This window comes from Serratia sarumanii, assembly GCF_029962605.1.
GTDB lineage: Bacteria > Pseudomonadota > Gammaproteobacteria > Enterobacterales > Enterobacteriaceae > Serratia > Serratia sarumanii.
In genome coordinates, this window is record NZ_CP124750.1 from 4,039,712 (window position 1) to 4,065,273 (window position 25,562).

A 25,562-nucleotide genomic window follows, 5' to 3' on the forward strand; every position below is an offset into this window, starting at 1 on the left:
GCCGGGGAGAAGATGGCTTTCGCTCTACTGCGCAGGCATTACAGCAAAGCGAAAGCAATGAAATTGTGATCGGGCTTACAGCCCGGTTTTAGCAAAAAAACCGTCAAAAAACCTTTCGAATCGAAACGGATCGAAAAGCCCAAAAGCGGAAGGGAGAAAAAGTGAAATGCCAGGATGGGCGAGAAGCCCGGAGCGCCGAGGTGCGGGCTGCGAGGAAAGCGAAAGCGGCGCCTGGCGCGCCCCGCGCCCTGACTTTTAGTTCACTCAGTGACCAGGATCACATAATGGCAATTATCCTGCGGCCGGTGGGGGTTAACCGCCGCCATCCCGCCGGGCCATCCCCTTGTCAGCGCGCGCCATCTTCCCTACACTTGCGATCGTATACCGTCGATTTGTCGGTACGTAAGCGTTAACGTCAATCAACGCATCATGCCATGCAGCACTGATTGACTGCATGCCCTGGTGCGAGGAACCCATGCCGCAACCCGCTTCACCCCCAGCGTCCACCGCGATCCCGCGTCGCCGATTGCACCGCCCCGTTCTGCTGATCGTCGGCATTATGCTGATCGCGGCCAACCTGCGCGCCGCCCTGACCAGCGTCGGCCCGCTGCTGGAACAGATCCAGCAGCAGCTGGCGTTGTCCGCCACCGCCGCCGGCCTGATCAACTCGCTGCCGCTGATCCTGTTCGCCATCCTCTCGCCATTGACTCCGGCGCTGGCGAAACGCATCGGCATCGAGCGCACCCTGGGTCTCGCCCTCGCGCTGCTGGTCTGCGGCATCGCGCTGCGTTCCCTGCCGCAAGACGCCATGCTCTGGCCGGGCAGCATCCTGATCGGCGCCGCCATCGCCTTCGCCAACGTGGTGCTGCCGACGCTGGTGAAAAGAGATTTCCCGCATCGCGCCGCCGCGATGATCGCCGCCTATGCGGCGGTGATGTCGCTGGTTGCCGCCATCGCCTCCGGCCTGGCGGTGCCGCTGGCTGCCCTGGCCGACCTCGGCTGGCGGTTCTCCTTACTGTGCTGGGGGTTGCCCGCGTTGCTGGCGCTGCTGGTGTGGCTGCCGCAGCTGCGACGCTCAGCCACTCCCGCCGCCAAAGCGCCGCAGCCGACAGAGCCACAGCGCTATCGCTCTCCCTGGGGCAGCGCGCTGGGTTGGCAAGTGGCGATGTTCATGGGGCTGCAATCGATCGCCTTCTACACCATCATCGGCTGGTTCAGCGCCTTTGCCGCCAGCTACGGCACCTCAGCTCAGCAGGCAGGTTTCGAGCTGTTCATTTACCAGGTGGTGGCCATCGTCGCCAACTTTGTCATGGTGGTGATTTTGCCGCGCGCACACGATCAACGGGCGATAGCGCTGGGCAGCTCGCTGCTGATCTTTATCGGCGTCGGGGGATTGTTGGTGCAACCCGCCAGTTCACTGGTGTGGCTGACGTTTGCCGGACTGGGGGCGGGGAGTTCGCTGGTGCTGGCGCTGTCGTTCTTTGGATTGCGCAGCCAGCATCATCATCAGGCGACGCTGCTGTCGGGTATGGCGCAATCCGTCGGTTATCTGTTGGCGGCGCTGGGGCCTACCCTATTCGGCCTGCTGCACGATCTGACGGCAGGTTGGCGTTTGCCGTTGATCGCCCTGCTGTGCCTGACCGTCTTGCAAATGCTGTTCGGCGCGCTGGCCGGCCGCCGCCGCGTGATCAGCTAACGCGGCTGCGCGATGGGGGCCGCGGCGGCTCAGAGTCGGTATCCTGCCATAAGTCTTCAATAAAGGCGCGCTGCTCATCGCTCAGCACCCATGACGGCGGAATTTTGGACTGTGCGCGACGCTCAGCGCCCTCACGGTTTTTAGCCTGCTTCTTGTTCACGAATCGCCTTCCTGCTTAACCTGCTAACTCAGTAACCAGTAAATCACGGCGGCGGTTAACAGCCAGAACAGCCCGCTACCGATAAATACACACAGCCATGCTCTACGTTTGATATCTGATCCATCCTTGCTCACCACAGCGCCCTCAACCAATAGATTAAACCATTCAAACCGTGATTATCGATCTATTTTAACGATCGATAAAGTGGCTTTTTCCTATGGAAATTTAAAAAACAGCTGCCAGCCATAGACCTGCATCACCGCCTCAGTAAGAACGACACCGTGGATATCACTGTTATCGGCAGGCGATAACTTGTATTGATAGGCGAACGAAGGTGCAGTGTGCCATACCTTGGAAGGTCGAAATTAAACCACTGGTAAATAATTCAACTATCAATTATTTGACTGGCCGTAAGCCAAATCGGCAACAGGCAGCGCTGGAGACGGGGGAGAAAATGAAGCGATGTACTGGGATCATGCGGAGAGAAGCACCGGCCCGTTTTGGTCTCACTCGGGCCGGCGTGAGTTAACCGATTCTGCTGACGGAATCCCGGCTGGCGTGTTCACGTTCGCTGCCGGTCAGCTCACGTAAATGGCCTGAGCGCATCTCAAGCAACCGATCGGCGTGTTCGAAATAGTGATCGTCATGGCTGATGGCAAACACCGTTTTGCCCATCGCGCGCAGCTCCGGCAATAGTTCACGATAGAAAGTGCGCCGAAATTGCGGATCCTGATCCGCGGCCCATTCATCCAACAGCAAGATATCGCGCTGTTCCGCCACCGCCAGCAGCAAAGCCAGACGTTTGCGTTGCCCCTGCGACAGTTGCGGATTGGTCACCCTGGTGCCGTCAAACTGCAGTTTGCTTTTCATATTCAACCGCTCGAGCCAGATGGCGACCAGATCCGCATCCGGTTCGCCGCCTTCCGGCCCTTGCAAGCGATCGAACTGATGAAAATCGGTGAAAATCGCCGAAAACAGCCGCCGGTAGTCCGGCATATCCGCTGCGCTCTGTGCGACGCCATCCAGAACGATATGGCCGCTCACCGGCCGGTACAAGCCGGTCAACAACATCGCCAGCGTTGACTTGCCGCTGCCGTTGCCGCCGATCAGAAAGACCAGCTCACCACGCCGCAGCGTCAGATTGAGCGGCCCGACGGCAAAACCGGGCTGCTGTTCCGTATCTGCATAGTGAAAAACCACGTCGCGCAGCTCCAGCGTCTGCCAGGAGCGACCAACGGCGGCAGGAAACGCCGGTTGATACTCGGCCAGGCGCAGCGTCTTCAGCTTGTTAAAGGCCACTTCGGCGCTGACCAACGTCGGAAACGCTCCGACCGCTTGCAGTAATGGCGTGCGCAAAAACAGCAGCGTCAGTGAATAGGTGGCGGCCACCGCCGAGTCCGCCCATCCCAGACTGTTGGCCATAAAGAACACCAGCCCAATCGCGCCCAACATCATGATGTTTGACCAGTTGAGCGCGCTCAAATGGAAGGTATCGGCGCGAATGATGTGGTGGCGATAAGCTTGCGCATCGGGCTGATAGGCCTGTTCGTACAGCGCCTGCGCCCGCTTGCGGTTCAACGTCAGCTCCTTACGACCGTCAATCACCGACTCATAACGATGATAGAGACGTTCTTCCGACTCACGCAAACTGGCCATATGACGATAAACCCGTGATACCAGGCAGCCGCTGCCCACGACGGTCACCGCCACCCAGACTGCCGTGACCGCCAGCATTTTCGGCGATAGCCACCCCAGATAGGCCGCTGCCCCCAGGGTTAAAATCACCCCTTGAACCAGTTCAGGCAAGCGCACGAAGGCAACGGTAATATTGCGGATATCGCTGGACAGGCTGGCCAACAATGAGGCGCTGCCCAATTGTTCAAGGCGTTCAATATCGGTATCCAAAATGCGCTTCACCAGCTGCCCACGCAGGCGATAGACGAAGTAATGGCCCAATGTCGTCAGCGCCAATTGCGAGCCCAGCGTGACCGCCATCAGCAATGCCAGCAGGGCGAGAAACATCGGCAGCACGGCCAATGCATTGCCGCCGGTCTCCATCAGGTATTGATTGATAAATGCAATGATACCGATGCCTAAACCGGCGCTGGCCAGGGTCAGCGCCATGACAGCCAGAAATGGCCAACGATACTGGTGATAAACCACCCGTAGCAGTTCCATGAAAAAACCTCTGAAGTCGCGATCTGGCAGGCATTGTAAGCGGCGTGAGAATGAGATCAAGACGAATTCTCAACACAGTTTATCAAGCACCGTTCTGAGAGAGGCGGTATCCCCGTGGTCATCTGACGGTGGCAAAATTTCCATACGGCTCTTACAGGACGCTCAATATTCGCTGATTAAATAGCTTCCCGAAATAAATTAAATAAACATATATGAATCAAAAAGCCATTCACTTGAAAAATAAAACAATAAAAACCATGCATTCACAAATGAAATTATTTATTTTCTTTGCCGCCTATTATGTTCCAATGCTTTAATAAAACATCATAATAGAAATCGCCAACATCTAAGACGCAGGAAGGGAAAATGAAAAAAAGGAAGTTTCTTAGTCAGGTTGAAATTGAGCAACTGATTGCCGCTGTGCATGAAGGAAAAAATAGCATTCGAGATCGTTGTTTACTATTAATGTGCTTTATTCACGGCTTGCGGGTTAGCGAACTGCGTGCATTGCGCCTTCAGGATATTGACCTTACCTCCAATAGGATCCATATATCCCGGTTGAAAAACGGGTTTTCCGTTCAGCATCCCATTCAACCGCGAGAACGGCTGGCGCTGTTAAACTGGCTGGCTCAACGGGCGAACTATCCTGACGCTGAAGCGCCATGGCTATTCCTGTCGCGCCACGGCGGGCAGATATCACGTCAGCAGCTCTATCGGTTGATGAGAATGTATGGCGAGATGGCCGGCATTAGCGTTCAGGTCCATCCTCACATGTTGCGACATTCCTGCGGTTACGCCCTTGCGGATAAAGGGATCGATACGCGTTTGATTCAGGATTATTTAGGGCACAAAAATATCCAGAATACGGTGATTTACACCGCGACCAACGTTGAGCGATTCCGCACGATCAACATTTAACCTCACGACGAGAATAATTACGCAGCCCCGTCCTCCGTTAAACAACACATCGAGCGCAATGCAATATTCAGATGGGAGAGGCAGCCCGGCACGTCATCAACGGCCTACTCAGCAATATTTTAACGCCGAGCTGCTTTTCATGCCTCAGCGCCCAGGGGCACGCCGCACTGGTTATGCTAGCGGTAAACCTGCCGATAAATCATAACGCCATACCCTTTCATTAAAGGCTAGGTCCCCTTTGACCATTTCCCCCCCAATTGCCGCGTAATATTGCCGTGCAAAGAAAACAGTTCGCTGTCATTCTTTACCTGCAGTTTACGCATGGCGCTGCATTTATGCGCGCTGATCGTCTTGATGCTGCGCCGTTGCAACTCGGCGATTTGCCGCAGGCTCATACCGTTAAACAAAAAGGCCAAAACGTCGCTCTCACAGCGGGTCAACTTTCGCGTGCTAACCTCCTCTCCACTCACGGAAGGCGCCAGAAAAGCCCCAATCTGCGGACTCAACACACGTTCCCCCAGCAACACGCGATTAAAAAACTCCGCCACCAGCGGCAAAGCGTCATCTCTGGCAACGATGCTGACATTAGGCTGGTTCAACAGGCGCCCTAACTCTTCTGCATTCTGGCAGCGGGTATAGACGATTACCCGCAAGTCGGGCAACTGCGTGCACAAGGCAAGCAACGTTTCCCTGCCCTGAGCAACCGTTTCATCTTCACCATCCATCTCGCTAATCAGCACGTCAGCCTGCTGATAGACCACGCTATCCGCCACCGCACGGACGCTGGTTTCCTTTACGATGACTTTTGCCTGGGTTGGCAGCGTTTTTAAAAAACTCGCCAACCCCTCCAGCGTTAATGGGCATCTGTCCATTAATGCTATGTTCAGCGGCTGCTGACGCCATGAATGCATAATCTGCTCCTATGCTTGCTTACCCCAGAGGCATCGCACGCTTGCCTAGCGAACAAAAGACGAACCTTGTGCAGCCATCCATTTCCCCTGAAGATACAATTCCCCATCGCTGTGAAATCCCAACTTCAACATCGCATTGCGTTTATGCGTGCTGACGGTGCGAATATCTCGGCACATCGTTAACGCCACGCTGGTCACGCTTTTGCCGGAAAACAACTGGGTCAGCACATCCAGTTCCTTCGCCGTCAGAGGCTTGTCGGCTGTCGCCTCATGCAATTGACGCTGACGCACCCGATGGCTGAAACTGCTGCAGCCCGCCAAGACCTGTTGGACGCAATGAGTCAACGCAATGGCCGGCTCTTGCTTCAACATCAGGCCGCGGATGCCGGATGCGATCAGTTGCCGCAGCAGCCTAGGCTCATCCAATGCCGTACAAATAATTATCGCGGTGTCCGGCGAGCTTTCACGCACATCGGCAATCAGCCTGAAGCCGTCCAATACCAATTCTGATTTGCCGCACAAATCCATCACCAATAAACGATGCGCGTGCTGAGTGAATAAGGCTCTCAGCGCCACCAGGTTCGTCACCTGTCGAACCTTGTCGGGCGGTAGACCGCAGGACTCAATCAATCGGTTTCTCATCCCCAACGCCGTGAGGGGGCAAGGTTCCATGATAGCCACGGCCCCCGTCGCCACATTGCCGGCCGCCAAGGTTGTTCCATAGGGATAATTAATATTCATATCATCACCTTAAATCTGTCGTTAACCTTCCATCTAGGGCAGCCCTTTGTCTACTGATAGACGAAAGTGACCTGCAGAGCCCCTTCTATCGAACCGGGTGTTGAACCGCCATTGACGCTGAATGCCCGCGCCCGCAAATTGAATTTGGCTTCATTCGTCGCCCGATTAACTAACTGGGCCATACTCTTGCCATTGCCCAGGTTTGCCCCCTGGCTATTTTGCAATTCAATTTGCACTCGGCGAGAACTGCCGGTGCTTTTGTACAAGCTGGCACCTTCATCCGCAGCCGTTCCGCTGAAGGTCGCGACGACCGACGTGGTGGTGCTTGGGCAGTTTTTTAGCGTCAAAGGGAACTCCACCCACGGGCTAAAGGCACCGGAGGTCGCCAGTACGGCGGCAGAAATATCGTCCCCCAGATTGACCGAAACCGTGCCGTTCGCGCCGTCGATTTCACAGGGTGCCGCTTTGATGTTGCCGGTAATCACTATTTTTGATACGGCATGCGCCGACGGCATCGCCAGGAGAAACAGGCCCGCCAGCGCCAATTTGCAGCCAATACCGCTAAAAACCTTCCCCATAATCTGCTCCTTCTTGTTAAACGCCGGGCCACCGACGTGCTACCGTTGAAATATCCGTTATTGAATTTCTGCCTGAATGGTCGCTGTTGCATTGAACTGCCCCACGGCAGGAGGTCGGCCGGTGGTGTTGATCGGATATACGCTGATCCGTGAGCTGCCACTCTGGTTAGGGTATTGGAAGTTATCGATTGGCAAGCGCCCGCTCTGAGGCCGAATAACATTGCCCTGCATATCCTTAATCATCACGCCAATGTCGCGATTGCTGGTCTTCAGAGCCTCGGGCATGCTGCCGTCCGCCTCACCGCGAAATGACAGGCTGACCTTGACGCCGGCGGAAATATTGCGGCAAGCCAGCGTCAGCGTTCTCTCTTCTGGCGTGACGCCGGACGCCATCGCCCCCTTGGTTTGAATATTCGACGTCAAGATATCGCCAAAATCGATCGTGACCGTTTGCGGACTGATTTCACAGCTCTGCGGCACGGTGACGGTGCCGCTCATGGAGATAGTGGAGACCGGCACATCGCTTTTCACCCCGCTCACCACGGAGACGTAGGTGTCTACCAGGCGGGTGCTGGGGATTGTGGTCACGCCAACGAAAGGGCGGCGGAAATACAGATGAATTCGCCCGCGAGCACCGCTGTTGTAGGGCGTGCTGGCACAGGATTCGTCATCACCATCCATATCGGTCTTAAAGTTAGACTCATTGGTGAACGGTGCGGCAATAAACACGTTGCGATACCCCGCAACGAAAACTTCGCTGGCCACGCCCAGGTATTCATTCAACGCGTAATACGTTAATCCCCCGCTGCTGAATACCGGCTCGCTCAGCAGCATTTTGGCGGTGACATAAGACGCTGTACGCGTCTGACATTCGCACTTCACCCGATAAGAACCGGGCAAATTCCAGTTGCCGCCGTCAGCATTCTTAATAATCCGCCCCACCACGTTTTGCGACGGGTCGGTTAAAACCGGGGAAAAAAGGAATGAAAACCCATGGGTCCCCGAAATAGGAACACACTGCCCGAAAGCCGCCTGCACCTGTGGTGCGCCCAACGTTGCGCACGCCAATAGCCCACCGACGATGATCCCTCGTTGAATCGATATTCCTGTCGCCATCATATGCACCTTATAAACACTGCCCGTTAACGAGGCGAATCCCACCGCTCTCGGGCTGATTAGCCAATTGATAGTTGGCCTGACATTGCTGAGCCGCGTCATTGCCCCACTTAACCCGCAACCGCCCGCTATCCGCCAGGCCAGCCAGATAAACCTGGCCGCCATCACCGACGATGGCTGCATTGTCAGAGGGGCTGTTGAGAGTGCTGACGGTCGCGCCGAACGGCACCGGAGCGCCGCTGCGCGTCAGCAAGGTCAACAACACGCGGGCACCGACGTCCGGATTAAAGCGGGCGCGCACCACGGCGCCGCGAGTTGGGATTACCGTTTGGCTACTCAGCGTCATGTCGACGTCCTCTGCGAAAGATTCACCGTCCAATCCGACGATGTTGCGCCGGTAAGGCGTCAGGTAAGGCACAACCGCATAGCCGCGCCAGTCGGTGCTGACTCCGGTCTGGTTCAGGACATTCACCCCTGAAGCACCAGGCGCTTGCACCAACGCCACCGTATCGCCCAGCGGTTGGGAAAGCGTGACGCCATTTTGGTGCACCAGAACGCCGCCCTGCACGCCGTAGTTCACCTGCCGGCGATGGCGATCGTAGCCGTACCCCAGGTTCCACTCGGCGAGAGAGCCTTTATAATCCGCCTGAATATTGCCGTTCGCCCCCACATCCCTGCCGGTATAGCCCTGGCTGATGCTGTAGTTCAGGTTGTTTCCCGGCAACGCCGTACCGCTCAACCCAAGGTTGTTGCTGGTGGCACCATTGCGACTGGCGTTCATACTGTAGGTGGCGTAGCTGCCCGGCAGCCATTTGCTGAGCGGTACGCTGACGTTGAAAGCCACGATATGGTCACGAATGCTGCTGCGATTGCCGTTACTGTCGTAACCGTTCTGGTTGAACGTGTAATTCAGCCCGTAACTGACCGCTTCCCAGCTGTTGTTGTAGCTGAGGCTGACAGACTGCGAACGGCGATTGTTATCCCAGTAGTCTTCGTTAAACAGGCTGAGCGACAGCGTTCCTCCCCGCTCCCACAGGCTTTGGCTCATCGTCAGCTCGGCGCGGCTCTTCTTGTGATCGCTATAGACGGCGCTGTTGCCGCCATAGCTCTCCAGCGCCTCCTGCAGGCTATAAAAACCGCGCGTGGAGTAGCGGTAACTGGCCAAACTAAAGTTGGTGCCGGTTTCAATGAAGTTTTTACCGTAACGCAGACGCCATGATTGCCCCTGTTCCTTCGGCCGGGTTTCCTGTTTGGTCCAGGCCTGGGTGACATCGGCAGACAGCGCGCCTACCGCCCCCATGTTCTGCCCCCATCCCAGCGCTAAAGATTGATATTTACTGGCCGCCTGCACGCCGCCATACAACGTGGCCCCCCAAGGCAAACCGTAGATCCCGGTTGCCTGGCTGAACGGGCGTTCATCAACGCCGCCGCTGTATGACCGGTATTTCCCGCTGGTCAGGCTGTATTTAAACCGCCCTTCGCGCTGCAATACCGGCACCACGGCGTACGGCACCACAAAATGCTGCTCCTGGCCGTCTGCCTCACGCACGTTTACATTCAGGTCGCCGCTGCCGCCCGTGGGATACAGATCGGAAATTTCAAACGCCCCCGGCGGCACATAGCTTTGATAAATCACGTAGCCGTTTTGCCGGATTATGATTTGCGCATTCGTGCGTGCGATCCCTCGCACTACCGGCGAGTACCCTTTCATGCTGTCCGGCAGGATATCGTCCTCAGAGGCCAACTGCCCGCCGCGGAACTGCACGCTATCGAACACATCGCTGGATGTTGTGCTGTCACCCAGGGTTAGGCGGCTTTGCAACGCAACGATATCGCGCTGCAGGTAGGTATTGATTGAGCGCCAGGAAGAAGAACCACCGGAGTAATGATTCCAGATCGAATAGTTACGCAGGCGCCAGGCGCCCCAGTTGATGCCCGAGCGCAGATTGAGGTAATAGTTATTGTTGTTTTGCCGTTCGCTGGCGCGCATCTGGCTATTGGCGCCGCTGAAATTGTAATTGACCAACAGCGCCGGTATGCCGGAATCCCATTTATCCGGGGAAACGTAGTCGCGCGCATTCAAGCGCAGCGCCGCCTGCGGGATGCTCAAATTCAGCCTCAACTGATTGAACAGGAATGTCGAAGAGGCTTGTGGAATGGCCTGCGCCAAATTGACGCAACTCTCCCCAGGCACCATCGCCGGAAACATGGCCACCCTCACGCCCAATTCAGCCAATTTTTCAGTGCTGAAACAAGGTTGCAGCGTTTGTTTACCGCCGGCTCCCGGCATAAGCCGGAACTCGACGTCAAGGCTGTCTATCTGTTCGCCGTTCAGGTAAAGATCGACCCGATAGTTCCCGGGTGCCTGGCTGCTGTTCTCCTCAAATACGGAGAGATCGGCGCCGCGCAGCGCCGGATTATCGATTTCCAGCAACGCCGGGTTGAAATAATCGCGTGCATAAGCCGTGCCGATCGGGCTCAGCAGCGCCACCTGGCAAGATATCAGGCCGGCAAGAACCGATCGCGCCCCTGGTAAACCAATACAATTCGGGTTATTCATCCTTTTAACTCCCTGTCCCGATTGGCTCGGCCCGACGAAAAGCCAGGTAAGCCGAACACCTGCTCCAGCGTTATTCCGGAGCAAAAAACACGTACCGCAGCCCGGTTATAATGTGCTGGTGAAGGTCTGGCCGGTGCCGCCATAGTCATTGATGATTTGCCAGCTCAAACCGCCTCCTGCGCCATTCGCCGTCGGCAACGAGAAACTGGCGCTTGCCTGCGGTGCTACCATGGTGTTGCCGGTAATGGCGCGGCCATTCAGCTTCAAATTGAAAAAGGTGAGGTAGTAGGGTGAAGGGTTGGTCACCTGCAGACGATCGCCACTGCGCCGCCACGTCACTTTACCGGCCGCCTCCTCCAGATTGCCGGTGAGCCCCTGCGGGCGGTAAATCAACTTGATACGGGTCTTGATGGCGATTTGCAGGGTGTTCTCTTTCTTTTCTACCGAGGGGATCGCCTTCACATTCAGCCAATACAGCGACTCTCTGTCCGTCGGTAAATTGCCGCCCGCACGTACCACGCGCAGCAGGTTATTTTGGCCGCCATCCAAGCGAAATAGCGGCGGTGTAATGATAAAAGGCGCTTTCGCGCTATCGCCCTCTTGCGCATCGACCCAGGATTGGATCAGATAAGGCATCGCATCCGGATTACTGATATTCAGAGCAGACTCTTTTTTGCCGCCGTCGTAGATCAGGCGCGTTCCCCCCACTACGACACCGGCCCGTACCGGAGTCCAAAGCGTCATCAACAACGCCGCCGTCAGCACAAAGTATCCCGCTTTCATTCTCTTTCTTCCCGTTTCCATCACCGATGAATAAGAGCCAGAGAACACGCTCTCTGGCTCATTTTTCTAACTGCTCTGCCGCCGTAACGGCATGGCCTTACTGATAAACGATGGTGAAGTTGGCCGTAGCGTTGGCGCTACCGACGGAAACGTTGTCATAAGCGAAATAGCGCGCGACAAAGCCCAGAACGTTGTCTTTGTTCTCGGCCAGGGTATAAACGCGGGAATCGTTGCCGATATTTAACACGTTGCTGCCGTCGTCCAGCAGCTGCACACCAATGCCGCCCGCGACCCCAGCGGTGCCGGCGCCGGTCAGTTGCAGCAGCCCGGACTGCCCCTGCACCTGAGTGCCGTCAAAACGCACGGTGGCGCCAGTGACGGTGGCCGGGCAATTTTTCAGCACCAGATTGAACGCCTTGGCGCCAGCGGTTTTGGACAGGGTGAACGCATCTTTGGCGATCTTGCCCAGAGCGACCTGCTTGTTTTGGGAATCCGGATCGACGGTGCAAGACTGATCGGTGATGGTGCCAGTGATATTCAGCGCGCCGTCGGCGGCAAATGCAGAAGTGGTAAATGCGGACGCGGTCAATATAGCTACAGCCAACAGATTCTTTTTCATCCTACTTTCCTTAAAATTATGCAAAATGTGCATGGGTTTATTTCCGACATATCCTTAATGTCATTCCTTTTATTTAGTTCCATGAATGGGAAACGTCTTAAGCCAAGTTGATTGATGGATTCTGGCTTATTCACCCAAACGATTCATTTTGAACTAAAGTGACTCCTTTGGATTTTTAAACCAATAAACAGACATTTGTCGGAATTTAAAACCAACCAATTGATGAATAACTGATAAATCAGACTAAAAAACCGAGGTGATAACGCAGTGATTTAAACTCGTGGGGTTTTGAGTAGGATTTTACTTAGATTTGCAGGGATGATACAGCACACACAAAAATCACAACACATTGTTTTTAAATGATATTTATCTTTATCCTGGAAAGAAGGCATGGGAATATTGACATTGTTTTTACGCGTCCTTACAGTATGTTTCAGTTTAGTTCAAAGTGACTCCTTAACGTTATTAACTTAAATCACACTTACCAAATTTCCTTGAAGCGCTGCGCATTGCTGGCGGTATATATCACCGTATTCTGGATATTTCGGTGCCCGAGGTAATCCTGAATTAAACGGGTGTCGACACCGCGATCCGCCAATGCAAATCCGCAGCCATGCCGCAGCATGTGCGGGTGCGCATTGACCTCCAATTTAGCCACCTTGCTGTAATGGCGAATCAACCCGTAAATACGTTGACGCGACAGGCGGCCGCCGCGATTGGAAAGAAACAGCCACTCCTGATCGGCCCAGCGGTGCCGCTGACGTTTATCCAACCAGCGCCGCAAACATTGTCTTTCGCGCAGATAAAGCGGATGCACGGTGGAAAAACCATTTTTCAACCGATGCACATAGATATTACCGCCTTCCAGATCGATATCCGACAAACGCCATCCCCCTATTTCACTGGCGCGGCACCCATGAATAAAACACATATAAATCAAACAATAATCGCGTTCTGGATTCTTTCCATGCAGCGTGACCTCAAGCAGTCTCTCCACTTCGGAAGGCGTCAGATGTTTACGATTAGACATACAACCTCATAACTTTGATAGGAAAAATGTGGCTGTCATTTTCCTTTTACATCACCACAATGGACACTCAGGGCTGCCCCTGACATATGGATAGGTTCCTGCATCCAGCGCGGAGTATAGCGGATTTGCCGAATGCGAACAGCGCGATAACCGTTATTCTCGCGGCCATCAATCGCCCCTGAGAATCGCTATCGTGAATAATCTGCGCAGTTTTCCGGCCGTATCATAAAAATGAGGCCGCACGGCCCCTATTTTCTTTAGCTTGCATTATCACTTACAAGCGCGATGTAGAGTGAGATTGATAAATTAACCGGCAAAACAAAGAATATTCCTAAAAAATATCGCCACGTCATTAACGCTCGTCATTCATAACGCCGCCAAAAATCGAATAAAAAAACACCACCACTGGCCATATTAACCTGACGGATAAGCATTAATATTTATGGATATCGATAACAGAGTGAAGCAGGAAGCGGGAAGGATGAAATGGAAGTCACAACAGAAAAAAACCCAGGCCTGACCCTAGCAAGCGATCGCCTGGGGGATGAAATTATTGACGGGTTATCAGGTGGCACAATTCGCCGAGGGTCAATTCAGGATGCTCGATAAGCATTTCCGCAGTGAGCGTAATGCCGAATTCTCGCCGAACCAACAACATCAGCTCCATATAATCCAGGCTGTCCAGCCCAAGCTGCTGTAGCGGCATATCCGCCGACAGCAGCGTTCTCTCCAGCCCTCGGGCTTCATGCAACATGCCGCAAATCGTCTCATATAACCGATGATATTTTTCCATGCGTTCTACCGTTATTCATAGTGATTGCCAAATACCAGCGCCGCATTGGCGCCGCCGAAACCGAAACTGAGGCTCATGACATTACGCAGACGACCATGCCGATGTCCTTCGCGAATATAATCGAGATCGCATGCGGGATCGGTTTCGTGCAAATGGCAGGTTGCCGGCATCATTTGCTGCTGTAATGCTTGCAGGCAGACGATCGCCTCAAAGCTGCCGGATGCGCCAAGCAGGTGCCCGGTATAAGATTTCGTGCTGGAAATCGGTGTGCGATAGGCATCGCGCCCCAGCGCCGCCTTGATCGCCTCGGTTTCGTTCACGTCGTTTTGCAACGTAGACGTGCCATGCGCATTGATATAGTCGATTTTATGACTGTCGAGCTGCGCCTGCTCTAAAGCCCGTCGTATGGTTTTCACTTTCGCCTGCTGATCCTTCGACGGGGCGGTAAGATCGAAAGCGTCTGAAAAATTGCCGTATCCTTTGATTTCGCCCAAAATCGTCGCACCGCGCGCTAAAGCCGCTTCCCGTTCCTCAAGGCATAATACGGCGGCCCCTTCCGCCAGGACGAAACCGTTGCGTTCCCGGCTAAACGGGCAACTGGCTTTGGTAATATCCTTTTGCTCCCGGCTCAACAAACGCAACGCATCCATATTCCAGATCGCGCCGTTGCCGCGCAGCGACTCCGAGGCGCCGGCCAGCATCATTGAAGCGCGGCCGCTGCGTATCACCTCAAACGCATCGCCAATCGCAATGCCGCCGGTCGCGCAGGCCGCCGCCGGCGAGCCTTGATAGCCCCGTAGCAACCAATGCTGGCCGCATATGGCGGTCGCGATATTCGGCATCGCGTGAAAACAGCCAAACAGCTGCCCCAGCCCGGATTGCAGATAGTCCGCATTGTTTTGCATGATCTCATCCTGGCCGCCCCAGCCGCTGCCGATAATCGCTCCGCACTCCAACGACGAATAAAAGTGCGCGGGCCCCACAAAACTGGATGAAAACGCCATTTCGATCGCCTCCGCGGCGGCGGCAAGCGCCAGTCTGGCGAATCTGGGCAAGCGGCGGCTTACCCGCGCGGCAACGCCCTCCAGCGACGGTTCGGCCTCCAGCAAAGCAAAAAAGCGCGCGTGGATCCCCGCCGCCGATTTATCGTGATAACGATAGGCCAGACGGCTGGCCATGATAGCCTGCCAGCTTTGCTGCGCGCTGCCCCCCAGCGCGGTGACGGCACCGTAACCGGTAACCACTACGCGTCTTGTTTTCTCCATGCTTATTCTCCTTGCCCGGATGCGAAAGCCACGTTGCCGCCCAGCGCCAGCCAGAGTTGCATCGTGGCGTTCAGATAGCGGAATTGCAGTGCCGACAGCGAATTTTCGCTGGTCAACACCGCCTCTTGCGCATCCAGCAGCGTTTGCAGCGCAACGGAACCAGCCTGATATTGATGTCGCGCCAACGCCACGGCTTGTCGGCTCATCGCCAGATGCCACCGCTGGTTGCCGATTTGCCGCTGTGCTTCCAGGCGTTGTCGCATGGCGTTGTCCACATCGGCCAGCGCGCGGTAGACCGCATCGCGAAATTGAATCTCCGCCCGCTGCGCCTGCAACGCCGCTTTGTCGCTGGACAAGCGCATCTTGCGCCATTCGATAAACGGCAGCGTCAACGTGGCGCCCAGCGAGCGCGAAGGTTCACTGAACCACTGGCGGAAAAGTCCGCTGCCGGCATCCAACCCGGCCTCCAGGCTCAGCGCCGGATAAAAACTCAATCTTGCCGCCTCGGCACCGGCCAGCGCCGCTCTCAGACGGCGTTCTGCCGCCTGAACATCCGGCCGGCGCGCAATCACCCACGCCGGCTGACGCTGCGCGACAGCCACCTCTTCAAGCGGCAACGAACGCCGTTCGCTATAGCGCAGCAGCGGCGATCGCCCGAACAGCAGTGCCAACGAGTTACGCGCATCTTCCCGCTGCCGCTCCAGCTCATGCAGCTGATTCTCTCGCGCCAACAAGCTTTGCTCCGCCTGCAACAGCTCGAATCGTCCAACGTCGCCGGCGGTGTGACGTGCCGCCACCAGCCGCAAAGTTTCACGCGCGATCGCCAGCGCCTGTTGCTGATGGAGGACTTGCTGATTCAAGTCTGCAATCTGCCAGTACCCGCGCGCGGTAGCACCGATCAAGGTCAACGCGGTATTGCGCCGGTCCAACTCCGAGGCGACAGCCAGCCATTCGGCCTGTTCGCGAATGCGCGCCAGCTTGCCCCATAAATCCAGTTCATAGCTCAGAGAAAGCCCTGCACGGTAGCTTTCCTGCGGCGTAGACGCGCCCCGCAACGCTCGGGTATTGCGGCCACTCAGGCTGGCGGTGAAATCCGGCGTCAAGTTGCCCTCCGTTAATCCGGCCTCCAACATGGCCTCGCGCCACTGCAATCCGGCCAGCGCCAAATCCTGATTCGCGATCAGCACGCCATCGATCAGCGAGGAGAGTTGCGGATCATTGAAGTTTTCCCACCAGGCGACGCCTGCCCGCAGCGAACCGGAACGCTCATCGACCACGCGCCACTGCGGCGGCAACGACGGTGGCGCCGTGGCGTCGATCGGCCGCCCTCCGCAGGCGCTCAACGACAGCATCACCAGCCCGTAAACCCAAAATCGGCTCATTCTCGCGCCAGCGCCTCCACCGGCTGCAGGCGCGCGGCGGTGCGAGCCGGAAAGAACCCGAACCCGACACCGATCAACGCCGAAAATCCACAGGCCAGCAGCAACGGCGGCCAGGTAAAGATCATCGTCACCTGCGGCGCCAATCCGCTCAGAACCCCTTTGACCAGCGCGGCGCAGGCGATCCCCAACACGCCTCCCAGGCTGCAGATCACCACCGCCTCAATCAAAAATTGCCGCATAATGTCCTTCTCAGCGGCGCCCACCGCCAATCGAATACCGATCTCATGGGTCCGTTCCGTCACCGAGACCAGCATGATGTTCATCACCCCCACACCGCCCACCAGCAGCGAGATGGCGGCAATCGCGGTAATTAGCAGTTGCATGGAGCCTGAGGCGCGCTGAATGGATTGCGTCAGCTGATCGTCGGTAAACGTGAAGAAATCACGCCGCCCGTGTTCTACGATCAAATGCCTGGTCGCATCCCGCCCAGCCTCTTCCAGCGTCAGTTTTTCATTCACTCGCATCACAATGGATTCCAGCGGCATATCGCCGGCGATGCGGCCGGTCAGGGAGGTATAGGGCAGCCAGGCAAGCGGTTGAGAGCCGGCGTATTGAGCGCCGCGGCGCTGCGCGACGCCGATCACCCGATAAGGCACGCCCGCGATCAGCACTACCGCGCCCAACGGATCTTGCCGGGAAGCAAACAGCGCCTGTTTCAGCAAGGGATCAATCACCGCTACCGGTGCGCGCTCACTCAGATCCTGCGCGGTAAACAGGCCGCCGGAAAGCAGGCGAATGCCCTGCGTGCGGAAATACCCTTCGCCGACGCCCATCACGGCAAGCGGCACCTGTTTGCCTTCGCGAACGGCCAGCAGTTGGGTGCCGATCACCGGCGAAACGCTGTCGACGTAAGGCAGCGCCGCCAATAATGCGGCATCCCGCTCGCTCAGCGAGCGCGCAAGGTCGGGCCGCGGTTTCTCCCACCCGAGGCCAGGGCGAATCTCCAGCGTGCTGGTGCCAAGCTGGCTGATTTCCTTGAGAATATTACGCCGCGTGCCTTCTCCGATGGCGATTGCGGAGACCACCGCCGCAATGCCGATAATGATGCCGAGCATCGATAGCAGTGCCCGGACCCGGTGCCCCAGCAATGCCCGCCAGGCCATGCCGACGGCCTCTTTCAACGCCGCGCCCGGCGCCATGCGTTTCAGCGGCGCCGCCAGCGGTCGCTCGAACGTAGAAAGATGTCGGGAGGCTTCATGGCGACGATCCGCCACGATCTCGCCGTCGCCGATCTCAATGATCCGCCGCGCCTGTTCGGCGATCCGCCGATCGTGTGTCACGATGACGACGGTATGCCCGATAGCGTTCAGCTCGTGCAAAATGGTCATCAACGCCTGACCGCTGGCGCTATCCAGCGCACCTGTCGGTTCGTCGGCCAAAATAATTTCCGCGCCGTTCATCAGGGCGCGAGCAATACTGACCCGCTGCTGTTGCCCACCGGAAAGCTGCGCCGGGCGATGACCGCCGCGCTGCGCCAACCCGAGCCGGGCCAGCAAATGCGCTGCCCGCAGGCGGCGTTCGGCGGCCGGCATGGCGGTATACAACGCCGGGATCGCCACATTCTCACCGGCGGTCAGATAGGGCATCAGGTGATAGCGCTGGAAGATAAAGCCGATATGCCGGCTGCGAAGCTGCGCCAGGCGATCGGCGTCGGCTTGCCCAATAGCCACCCCGTTGATGTGCACGTCGCCCTGAGAAGGTTTGTCCAGACAGCCGATGATGTTCATCAACGTCGATTTCCCGGAACCGGAGGCGCCGACGATAGCGACCATTTCCCCCCGTTGAATGCTCAGGGAAATGCGCTTGAGGACCGCAATTTTCTGCTCCCCCGCCTGAAACTCGCGCGAGACGTTATCCAACGCAATGATGGGAGCGGTGTTAACTGACATCAGCGCCCTCCTCCACATCAGGCTGTTGCTCCAGCAGCACCTGCTCTCCTGCGTTCAGCCCTTCCAACACTTCGGCATAGCGGCGATCGCGGGTACCGATACGCACGCGGCGCACCACCGTTTGCCCGCCTTCCAGCACCTTGACCTGATAGCTTCCTTCATCCAATGCCGCGCCCAGCGCAGCCATCGGTACCCGCACCACCCCCTGTGCGCGTTCGGTCATGATGAATACCTGCGCCGTCATCGAGGTGCGCAATCGACGCTCGCCGTTGGCGACGGCAAACACGCCGTTGTAATACACCGCCGCCGTTTGCTGGCTTGAATTCCTGCCCAGCGGGTCGGTTTCCAGCGCCTCCGCCGGCGCCTGCTGTATCGCGCCCATCGCTCCCTCATATCGGCGGCGGGGATCGGCGGCGACGTAAAACCACAGCGGCTGCCCCGTCTTCACCTGCAAGATGTCATTTTCCGATATGCGGGTGTGCACCATCATCGTATCCACGTCTGCCATCACCAAAATGGTCGGCGCGCTTTGCGACGAGACGATGGTTTGCCCTTCCTGGGTGACGATGCCCAGCACCTCGCCGTCGATAGGGGCGGTAATACGGGTAAAAGCCAGATTGGCCCTGGCGGTTTCCTGCGCCACTTCGGCCTGGACGATCTGCGACTCGTTCACTTTCAACTGCGCCAGTTGCGCGTCGTGCTGCGCCTGCGCTTTTTCCAAATCGCTGGCCACGCCGGCGCGGTCTCGCGCCAGCGCTCTTTGCCGCTTCAGCTCCAGCTGGTACTGCTTCAGCTGTGCCTGGCTCGCCAGTTTCTGCGCCTGTGCGCTGCGTAATTCAGCCTGTGACTTGCGCAGTTCGTTAAGCTGCAGCGTCGGATCGATCTCAGCCAACAGCTGCCCCTGGATCACCCTGTCACCCTGTTTGACATACAGTTTTTTCAACTGCCCGTTGACCTGCGCGCCCACGTTCACCTGCCGAAGCGGTTTCAGAATCCCGGTCGCCAACACGCTTTTTTCGATGTCCCCGCGCTCGACGCGCGCCGTTTGCGGTGGTTGCGTGTCAGGGGGCCGATTCAGCAACGACAGCCCGCCAAGCAACGCCGCCAAAACGACCATCGCCAACGCCACTCGCCGCCAGCGTCTCTTTCCGGGCACCTCACTCCACCTCTGCACAATCATTCATCCTGGCGTCGTCGGTGGATTCAGGCACCAGCCGCCCCTGCGACATGCGCAAGACCCGATCGAATAACGGCAACAACCGCGGATTATGGGTGACCGTCACCAGGGTTTTACGGTTTTCACGGCAATGCGCCACCAGAGCCGACATCACCGCCGCCGCGGTCTTTTCATCCAGATTCGCCGTCGGTTCGTCCAGCACCAACACCGGGCAACGGCTGTACATGGCGCGCGCCAGCAACAGACGCTGCCGCTGCCCCAGAGACAGCCCGGCATGGCTCTCCCGCACCAGGGCATTCACGCCCCCCGGCAGCTGCGCCACCGCGTCCGTCAGCCCCAAACTGCACAACGCCTGTTCCACCTGCCGTTGCTGGCCCGGCGCCGACGGCGCGAACAGCGTGATGTTCTGCAACACCGAGGCGTTGAACAGAATGTCCTCCTGGCTTTGCAGGAAGAACAGCCGCTGCGCGGCGGCACTTGCCAGTACGCGCCCATCCAGCGTCAGCTCCCCCTGCTGCGGCGTCAGCAGGCAGGCGAGCACCTTCAGCAACGTGCTCTTGCCCGCGCCGGAACCGCCGCAAATGGCGATGCACTCGCCACGCTCCAGCGTCAGCGACAAATCGCGCAACACCGGTTGACCGGCGTCGTAAGCGAAGGCCACACTCCGATACGCCAACCGCGCGTCAAAATGGCTCACGCTTTCGTCCGCAGACTGGGCCCGAGCGGATACCGCAGGAAACAGATCCCGCGCGCGTTCATCGATGACGTGCAGCTGGTTTTTCTGCAAAACGGCAAAAAAGATCTTGCTGCTGTACGAAGTAAAGATTTCGCGCAAAAAGCTGTAGGCGAAGAATGCCCCCAGACTGAGCTCGCCCTCCTTGAGCAGCGGCAACGCCAGCAGCATGAACAACACCATCTCCAGACTGCCGATCAGCTGGTAAATGCTGCCTTTTATCTGTTCATAGATCTTTTGCTGCTGCAGGCAGTTGAACAGCGAGCGGGCATGTTCGGCGAACCCTTCCTGCCGCTGGCCAGCCAGGCCGGCGGACTTGATAGTCGAAAACCCCTGGATGGTTTCCAGGATGAAGTCATTTTGCACCGCGCCTCGCACCTGCAGCTGCTGGGTGTAATGCCGATCGCGGTAGATGGCCCACACGCTGACCGCCCCCATCAGCAGCACGCCGACAACCGGCACCAGCGCCAGCATCGGGCTCAGGTAGCACATCACCGCCAGCGCGATGGCGCCGATGATCCAGTCGGTGCGCAGGCCGTTGTCCAGTTCGATTTTCTGGCCGGCGGCCATCTGCCAACTGGTGAAACGGCTGAAGATCTCGCCGGGGGCGCGCTTGCTGAAGAAATTGAGCGAGTTTTCCAGCAGGCGAGAAAACCCGGCGGCGCCGTGCAACAACACGAAATTTTTGATGAAGCGTTCGGTAAAGGTGCGTGCAATCAGCGCCAACGCCGTGGACGCCACGAACGCCAGCAGATAGTAGGCGTAAGGGAATGCGACCTCGCCGGCCATGGCGAACACCTGATTGATCGCGCTGGCGACCATCATCGGCATGATGAACAGCGTCAGCGAGATAAAAAACGTCATCGCCGCCAGGCGATAAATGCCGGCGATGCCGGCGGTATCCTTCAGGCTTAAGCTGGCGAAAGCGCGCCGGCGGCCGCTGCGCGGGGCCGGTGCCCCAGCCGGTATATCATCGCGATCCAGCACCAACGCATAACCGCTGATTTCCGCTTTCAGGGCAGCGTACGGCAGCAGTTGCTGCCCCAATGCCGGATTCATTACGCATACGTACCCCCCTTGGCGATACGCCAGCAACACATAGTGGCCCGCGCCGTAATGCAAAATGGCCGGTAACGGCAGCGCCGCCAGATCCTGATGCTCAAATGCCACCGGATAAGCCGGTAGCGCCAGCTCTCCCAAAATGGCGCACAGCGTCGCCAGCGAAGTGCCGTGCTGCGAAGCGGGATAACGCTCCCGCAGCTCCGTCAACGGTGCGCGAATGCCCTGAGTTTCCGCCAGCATGGCGATGCAGGCCAGCCCGCACTCATTGATTTCGCTCTGCAAGACCGGCGTAGGAAGGGTGTTTTCCATACGTAGTGATATCCCTGACTTATTCGTTGATGAAAAATAGAGAGTGCGAATGCCATAACAACCAATCATCCGCATGCCGCCGGAGGGTGCGCTCGACGATCGCCGGCATGGCGCGGCCGACCCGGTCTGCAGCGACCGGCTCTTCGATGTGAATGCGGATGCCGCGATCGAAATAAAGCGAATAGAACACCACCTGAGCCCGTAGCGCCCGGGACAGCCGAACGAGGCCGCTGTGCAAATGCGCCGGCCGGCCGAACAGATGGCAGGCCAATTTAGCCGCCACATCCTGATTGCTGTGCAGGGTGTAATCCGGCGTGATATCGGGGAAGAGGATGATGTTGCGCCGATGTTCCGCCGCTTCCAGCATCGCCTGCGACAAGGTGCCGGCGATGTGCCGCGGATCGTCGTGAATCGAGCAATAGTCGAGCCGCTGCCGCCATTCGTCTTCCGGCGATCGCCGCGCAAACGCCTGCGCATCGCCGGAAACGATCACCGTGGCCCGCCCGGGATAAACGCCCGCGCCGACCAGCGTCGCCAACACGTCGGAGACCGTATGCATCGGCGCCAGCAGCACCGGCACGCCCGCGCGATGCAGCGGTTCCACGACCTGATCAAGCTGTGCGGAACAGTGCGCCAAATGGCTCATCAACGCCGCATTGCGGGCAGAGACCGCCGCCATGTCCAGCCACTGCCGCCGCTGCATCAGCCAGGCGAAGTCCAGCTTGCCTTCACCCAACAGGCTTTGGCGGTTCGCCAGCGCTACCGCATGCCGGTGGCGAAAGCGGCGCTGCGGCCTGCTTCCCCTCAACCGCCGGCGCACCGCCAGCCACAGGCGATAGTCCACGCGCCGCAGCAGGGCACACGTCAGGCGGTTGCCCATCCCGGCACCGGCAGCCGATAAGCGGGCCATCGCGTCCAGGCCGTTGCGCCAGGCCAAATATCCCCGAACCGCGAGCAGGCGCATCAGGGGGCCAGCGGTTTATCGTGTTGCAACAGCGACAGCAGCTGCCGGCTGAAAGCGGAAAACTCGCGATCTTGCAGCGCCAGCCATTTGCGATTGACGATAAAACTGGGGGTCGCGTTGATCTGGTAATAGCGGCTTACCGCCGTCATATGCGCCAACAACGCCTTGACCCGCTCTGACTCTCTGGCCTGCCGATAGGCAGCCTCATCGATACCGTTGGCCGTCAGCCAGGCGCTGAGCTGCTTGTCGTCCGCCAGGTTGAGGTTTTCTTTGATAATGGCGCGATAAGCGGCGGGGCGATGCTGTGCTTCGATCCCCATGATCGTCAGCGTGGCGAACAGGGGCGCAAAGGCCGCCATGCCGGCTTGACTGTCGTCGCTGAGGTGCAAGCGCACCAATTTGGCGCCCGCCGGCAAACGTTTTTCCAGCTCTGCCACGCCGCTTTCGTTGACTTCACAATAGTGGCAGGCGTAAGAGAAGACTTCGACAATGGTATTATCGTCTTGCAACGGGCTTTGTTCGATTTTTTCCGGGGCGATAAAACTCAGGCTTTCCGCCTCCGCCGGTTGCATGACGTAATGTTGAAAATAAAATGCGGTCAAAAAAGAAGAGGCAAAAATAATAACGAGCGTGTAGCCGATAAAAAGCAAGGGACGTTTATACATAACGGACGCATCCTGCGCATATATTAATATTCACCCGGCAGAGTGAATACATGAAAAAGAGTTAATGCCGTAAATAATGAGAACGTAAGACGACTTTTTCGCCGGTATCAGGCGGGACAGCGCGAACGCTGCCCGCCTGCCCACCGCTAATCTAAATGCAGGGGGTCAACCCGCATCAGCTTGGCGTGGTTGGGTTAGACGGGCAGCTTGCTACCGGCGCCGGGTAATAAGACTTCTGTACGCCACCGAATTTGTTCGCACAGGTTTTCACCAACTGGCAGGTGCGGTTGTTGCCGCTGCCCACCCAGGCAAATTCCTTGGTACAAACAAAAGTACCGCCGACGATGTTTTCCGCTTCTGACAGATTGATTTTTTTCATTACAATATCCTTATTTATATTAAAACATAAACACACTACCCATTACCCTATCGGCAGACAGAGCAATCCTTCAATACGTTTCAAAACTATTTAACCAATAACAATGAGAGCGCTTCGGGAAAAAGCATAGCCATCCCAAACGAGCAGATCAATACAATTATTTACACTGCAAGTTAAAGTTAATCGAATAAGTAACCCTCGATTACGGGACTATTCCAATTTAAATAAGACTAAAAACAAGAAAAGTAGACTAAAACCGGTTACAGCAAGAAAAATAAAAAAGGATAATTCTCAGTAAAATGAAAAAACAAATAAGAAAAATTCAGATCCGACCAGTTGGTGGCGACGTGCGACACGCTGAAAAGATTGCTTCCTGCCGCGCCGGATTTACACTGGGACAAAAGGACTCTCACTCTACAGGATGCCCATGCTCGCCACCCACGAATACGCCAACGACCTGATTCTGTTCGCCCTGATCGTCGACTGCGGCTCGTTCAGCAAGGCCGCGGAGAGCGCCGGCATCACCAGCTCGGTGGTCAGTAAACGCATCGGGCGGCTGGAAAAATCGCTGGGCGCCCGTCTGCTGTACCGCACCACGCGCAGCCTGACGCTGACCGAAAGCGGCCAGGCGCTCTACCAGCAGGCCAAAGATATTGGCGCCAAAGTGCAGGAGGCGCTGTACGCCGTCAGCGAAAAGAGCGAAGAGTTGACCGGCACCATTCGCATGTCGGTGCCGACCATTTCGGGCGAGCTGCTGCTGAGCGAGAGCGTGGCGGAATTTTGCGCTCTGCATCCCAGCCTGAAAGTCGAGATGCGGCTGGAAAACCGCTTTGCCGATCTGGTGGAAGAAGGCATCGATCTGGCGATCCGCACCGGCACCATGCCGGATTCAAGCCTGATTGCCCGGCCGATCTTCGATTCCCGCTGGGTGATCGTCTGCTCGCCGGGGTATCTGGAAAGCCACCCGGAACCGCGTTGCGCCGAAGACCTGCTCGGCCACAACTGTCTGACCTACACCTATCAGGAGAGCGGCACCGCCAACTGGCTGATGAAGCGGCCGGGGCGCAACGACATCTACGAGCTGCAGGTTAACGGCAACCTGTCGGCCAACAATGCGCGGGCGATCCGCAAAGCGGTGATCGGCGGCCACGGCATCGCCATGGTGCCACGCTGCATGGTGTATGAAGATTTGCAGGACGGCAAACTGACGGAGATCCTGGCCGGCCACTGCGGCAAGGTATTGGGCATTTACGCCGTCTATCCTTACACCCGCAATCTGCCGTTAAAAACCCGTCTGCTGATCGAGCATATCATCGGTTCCTACCAAAATATCAGCCACTATTTTTGAATTTTCCTCGCTGATTATTTCCCCGCGGCCGCAAAAGGCCGCGGGTATTACGGCATTTTTGGACATAATCTATTGAACATTACCGCTTAATTAATGTGAGCCTGCGCATTCATCACACAATAATACTTTCTATCAATCTGATTTTTAAGCAGTTAATCCACCCCCTTCTACCGGCCAATTTTCCACCGCCGGCGCCGTTCGCCGATGTTAAAAAAATACCGCATGGCATCGTCGTCGACGTTGTGA

General features: G+C 57.0%; 22 protein-coding genes. 3 read left to right on the forward strand and 19 right to left on the reverse strand.

The genetic code is table 11. The features are described 5' to 3' along the window. Positions 1-475: 475 nt before the first annotated feature. On the forward strand, positions 476-1,696 hold the full coding sequence (locus SSARUM_RS19175; protein ID WP_039567332.1) for a CynX/NimT family MFS transporter: 1,221 nt from the start codon (positions 476-478) through the stop codon (positions 1,694-1,696). 183 nt (positions 1,697-1,879) lie between these two features. Here the strand turns inward: SSARUM_RS19175 and SSARUM_RS19180 are convergent, their stop codons facing one another. Then, positions 1,880-1,993 carry a YmiA family putative membrane protein gene (locus SSARUM_RS19180; protein ID WP_049232362.1) on the reverse strand — a complete coding sequence of 38 codons (114 nt, stop codon included), beginning with the start codon at positions 1,991-1,993 and terminating at the stop codon, positions 1,880-1,882. A gap of 388 nt (positions 1,994-2,381) precedes the next feature. Next, a complete protein-coding gene (locus SSARUM_RS19185) occupies positions 2,382-4,034 on the reverse strand; it encodes a multidrug ABC transporter permease/ATP-binding protein (protein ID WP_060431033.1) in 1,653 nt (550 codons plus the stop codon). Between the two features lie 366 nt (positions 4,035-4,400). Here SSARUM_RS19185 and SSARUM_RS19190 point away from each other — a divergent pair, with 366 nt between their 5' ends. After that, positions 4,401-4,952 (forward strand): tyrosine-type DNA invertase, encoded by a 552-nt coding sequence (locus tag SSARUM_RS19190; RefSeq protein ID WP_060431035.1) that lies wholly within the window; start codon positions 4,401-4,403, stop codon positions 4,950-4,952. A 227-nt stretch (positions 4,953-5,179) separates the two neighbouring features. On the opposite strand, the gene SSARUM_RS19195 is transcribed toward SSARUM_RS19190, so the two are convergent. The 17 genes from SSARUM_RS19195 to SSARUM_RS19275 form a co-directional block, all read right to left on the reverse strand. After that, on the reverse strand, positions 5,180-5,863 hold the full coding sequence (locus tag SSARUM_RS19195; RefSeq protein ID WP_060431038.1) for a LuxR C-terminal-related transcriptional regulator: 684 nt from the start codon (positions 5,861-5,863) through the stop codon (positions 5,180-5,182). 45 nt (positions 5,864-5,908) lie between these two features. Then, positions 5,909-6,604 carry a LuxR C-terminal-related transcriptional regulator gene (locus tag SSARUM_RS19200; protein WP_089185423.1) on the reverse strand — a complete coding sequence of 232 codons (696 nt, stop codon included), beginning with the start codon at positions 6,602-6,604 and terminating at the stop codon, positions 5,909-5,911. A 50-nt stretch (positions 6,605-6,654) separates the two neighbouring features. Continuing rightward, positions 6,655-7,182 carry a fimbrial protein gene (locus tag SSARUM_RS19205; protein ID WP_033649482.1) on the reverse strand — a complete coding sequence of 176 codons (528 nt, stop codon included), beginning with the start codon at positions 7,180-7,182 and terminating at the stop codon, positions 6,655-6,657. Positions 7,183-7,239: 57 nt separating this feature from the next. Beyond that, positions 7,240-8,301 (reverse strand): fimbrial protein, encoded by a 1,062-nt coding sequence (locus SSARUM_RS19210; protein WP_080430362.1) that lies wholly within the window; start codon positions 8,299-8,301, stop codon positions 7,240-7,242. Between the two features lie 7 nt (positions 8,302-8,308). After that, entirely contained in the window at positions 8,309-10,858 is a 2,550-nt protein-coding gene (locus tag SSARUM_RS19215) for a fimbria/pilus outer membrane usher protein (protein WP_060424015.1), read from the reverse strand. Between the two features lie 105 nt (positions 10,859-10,963). Beyond that, complete coding sequence (locus SSARUM_RS19220; RefSeq protein ID WP_060431040.1) at positions 10,964-11,641, reverse strand: fimbrial biogenesis chaperone; 678 nt, start codon at positions 11,639-11,641, stop codon at positions 10,964-10,966. Positions 11,642-11,738: 97 nt separating this feature from the next. Then, positions 11,739-12,260 (reverse strand): fimbrial protein, encoded by a 522-nt coding sequence (locus SSARUM_RS19225; protein WP_060431041.1) that lies wholly within the window; start codon positions 12,258-12,260, stop codon positions 11,739-11,741. Positions 12,261-12,741: 481 nt separating this feature from the next. Next, a complete protein-coding gene (locus tag SSARUM_RS19230; protein ID WP_033635795.1) occupies positions 12,742-13,290 on the reverse strand; it encodes a tyrosine-type DNA invertase in 549 nt (182 codons plus the stop codon). Positions 13,291-13,840: 550 nt separating this feature from the next. Continuing rightward, positions 13,841-14,083 (reverse strand): acyl carrier protein, encoded by a 243-nt coding sequence (locus SSARUM_RS19235; RefSeq protein ID WP_033649480.1) that lies wholly within the window; start codon positions 14,081-14,083, stop codon positions 13,841-13,843. A gap of 11 nt (positions 14,084-14,094) precedes the next feature. Then, positions 14,095-15,348: a beta-ketoacyl-[acyl-carrier-protein] synthase family protein gene (locus tag SSARUM_RS19240; RefSeq protein ID WP_060431044.1), complete on the reverse strand. Its 1,254-nt coding sequence runs from the start codon at positions 15,346-15,348 to the stop codon at positions 14,095-14,097. A 2-nt stretch (positions 15,349-15,350) separates the two neighbouring features. Beyond that, on the reverse strand, positions 15,351-16,730 hold the full coding sequence (locus tag SSARUM_RS19245) for an efflux transporter outer membrane subunit (RefSeq protein ID WP_060431046.1): 1,380 nt from the start codon (positions 16,728-16,730) through the stop codon (positions 15,351-15,353). Beyond that, the gene (locus SSARUM_RS19250) at positions 16,727-18,679 is read right to left on the reverse strand and encodes an ABC transporter permease (protein ID WP_060431048.1); all 1,953 of its coding nucleotides are present in this window, start codon (positions 18,677-18,679) and stop codon (positions 16,727-16,729) included. The genes SSARUM_RS19245 and SSARUM_RS19250 overlap by 4 nt, the downstream gene beginning before the upstream one ends. After that, on the reverse strand, positions 18,669-19,796 hold the full coding sequence (locus SSARUM_RS19255) for an efflux RND transporter periplasmic adaptor subunit (RefSeq protein WP_060422148.1): 1,128 nt from the start codon (positions 19,794-19,796) through the stop codon (positions 18,669-18,671). The genes SSARUM_RS19250 and SSARUM_RS19255 overlap by 11 nt, the downstream gene beginning before the upstream one ends. Before the next feature lie 40 nt (positions 19,797-19,836). Continuing rightward, positions 19,837-21,960, reverse strand: coding sequence for a peptidase domain-containing ABC transporter (locus SSARUM_RS19260; protein WP_060431049.1), 2,124 nt, complete (start codon positions 21,958-21,960; stop codon positions 19,837-19,839). Positions 21,961-21,979: 19 nt separating this feature from the next. Beyond that, the gene (locus SSARUM_RS19265) at positions 21,980-22,924 is read right to left on the reverse strand and encodes a lysophospholipid acyltransferase family protein (RefSeq protein WP_060431051.1); all 945 of its coding nucleotides are present in this window, start codon (positions 22,922-22,924) and stop codon (positions 21,980-21,982) included. Further along, positions 22,924-23,589 (reverse strand): DsbA family protein, encoded by a 666-nt coding sequence (locus tag SSARUM_RS19270; RefSeq protein ID WP_060431053.1) that lies wholly within the window; start codon positions 23,587-23,589, stop codon positions 22,924-22,926. Before SSARUM_RS19270 ends, SSARUM_RS19265 begins: the two co-directional genes overlap by 1 nt. A gap of 175 nt (positions 23,590-23,764) precedes the next feature. Next, positions 23,765-23,968, reverse strand: a complete 204-nt coding sequence (locus SSARUM_RS19275; protein WP_033635804.1) for a DUF4762 family protein — start codon at positions 23,966-23,968, stop codon at positions 23,765-23,767. 427 nt (positions 23,969-24,395) lie between these two features. Here SSARUM_RS19275 and SSARUM_RS19280 point away from each other — a divergent pair, with 427 nt between their 5' ends. Then, the gene (locus tag SSARUM_RS19280) at positions 24,396-25,316 is read left to right on the forward strand and encodes a LysR family transcriptional regulator (protein WP_060431054.1); all 921 of its coding nucleotides are present in this window, start codon (positions 24,396-24,398) and stop codon (positions 25,314-25,316) included. Positions 25,317-25,562: the final 246 nt, after the last annotated feature.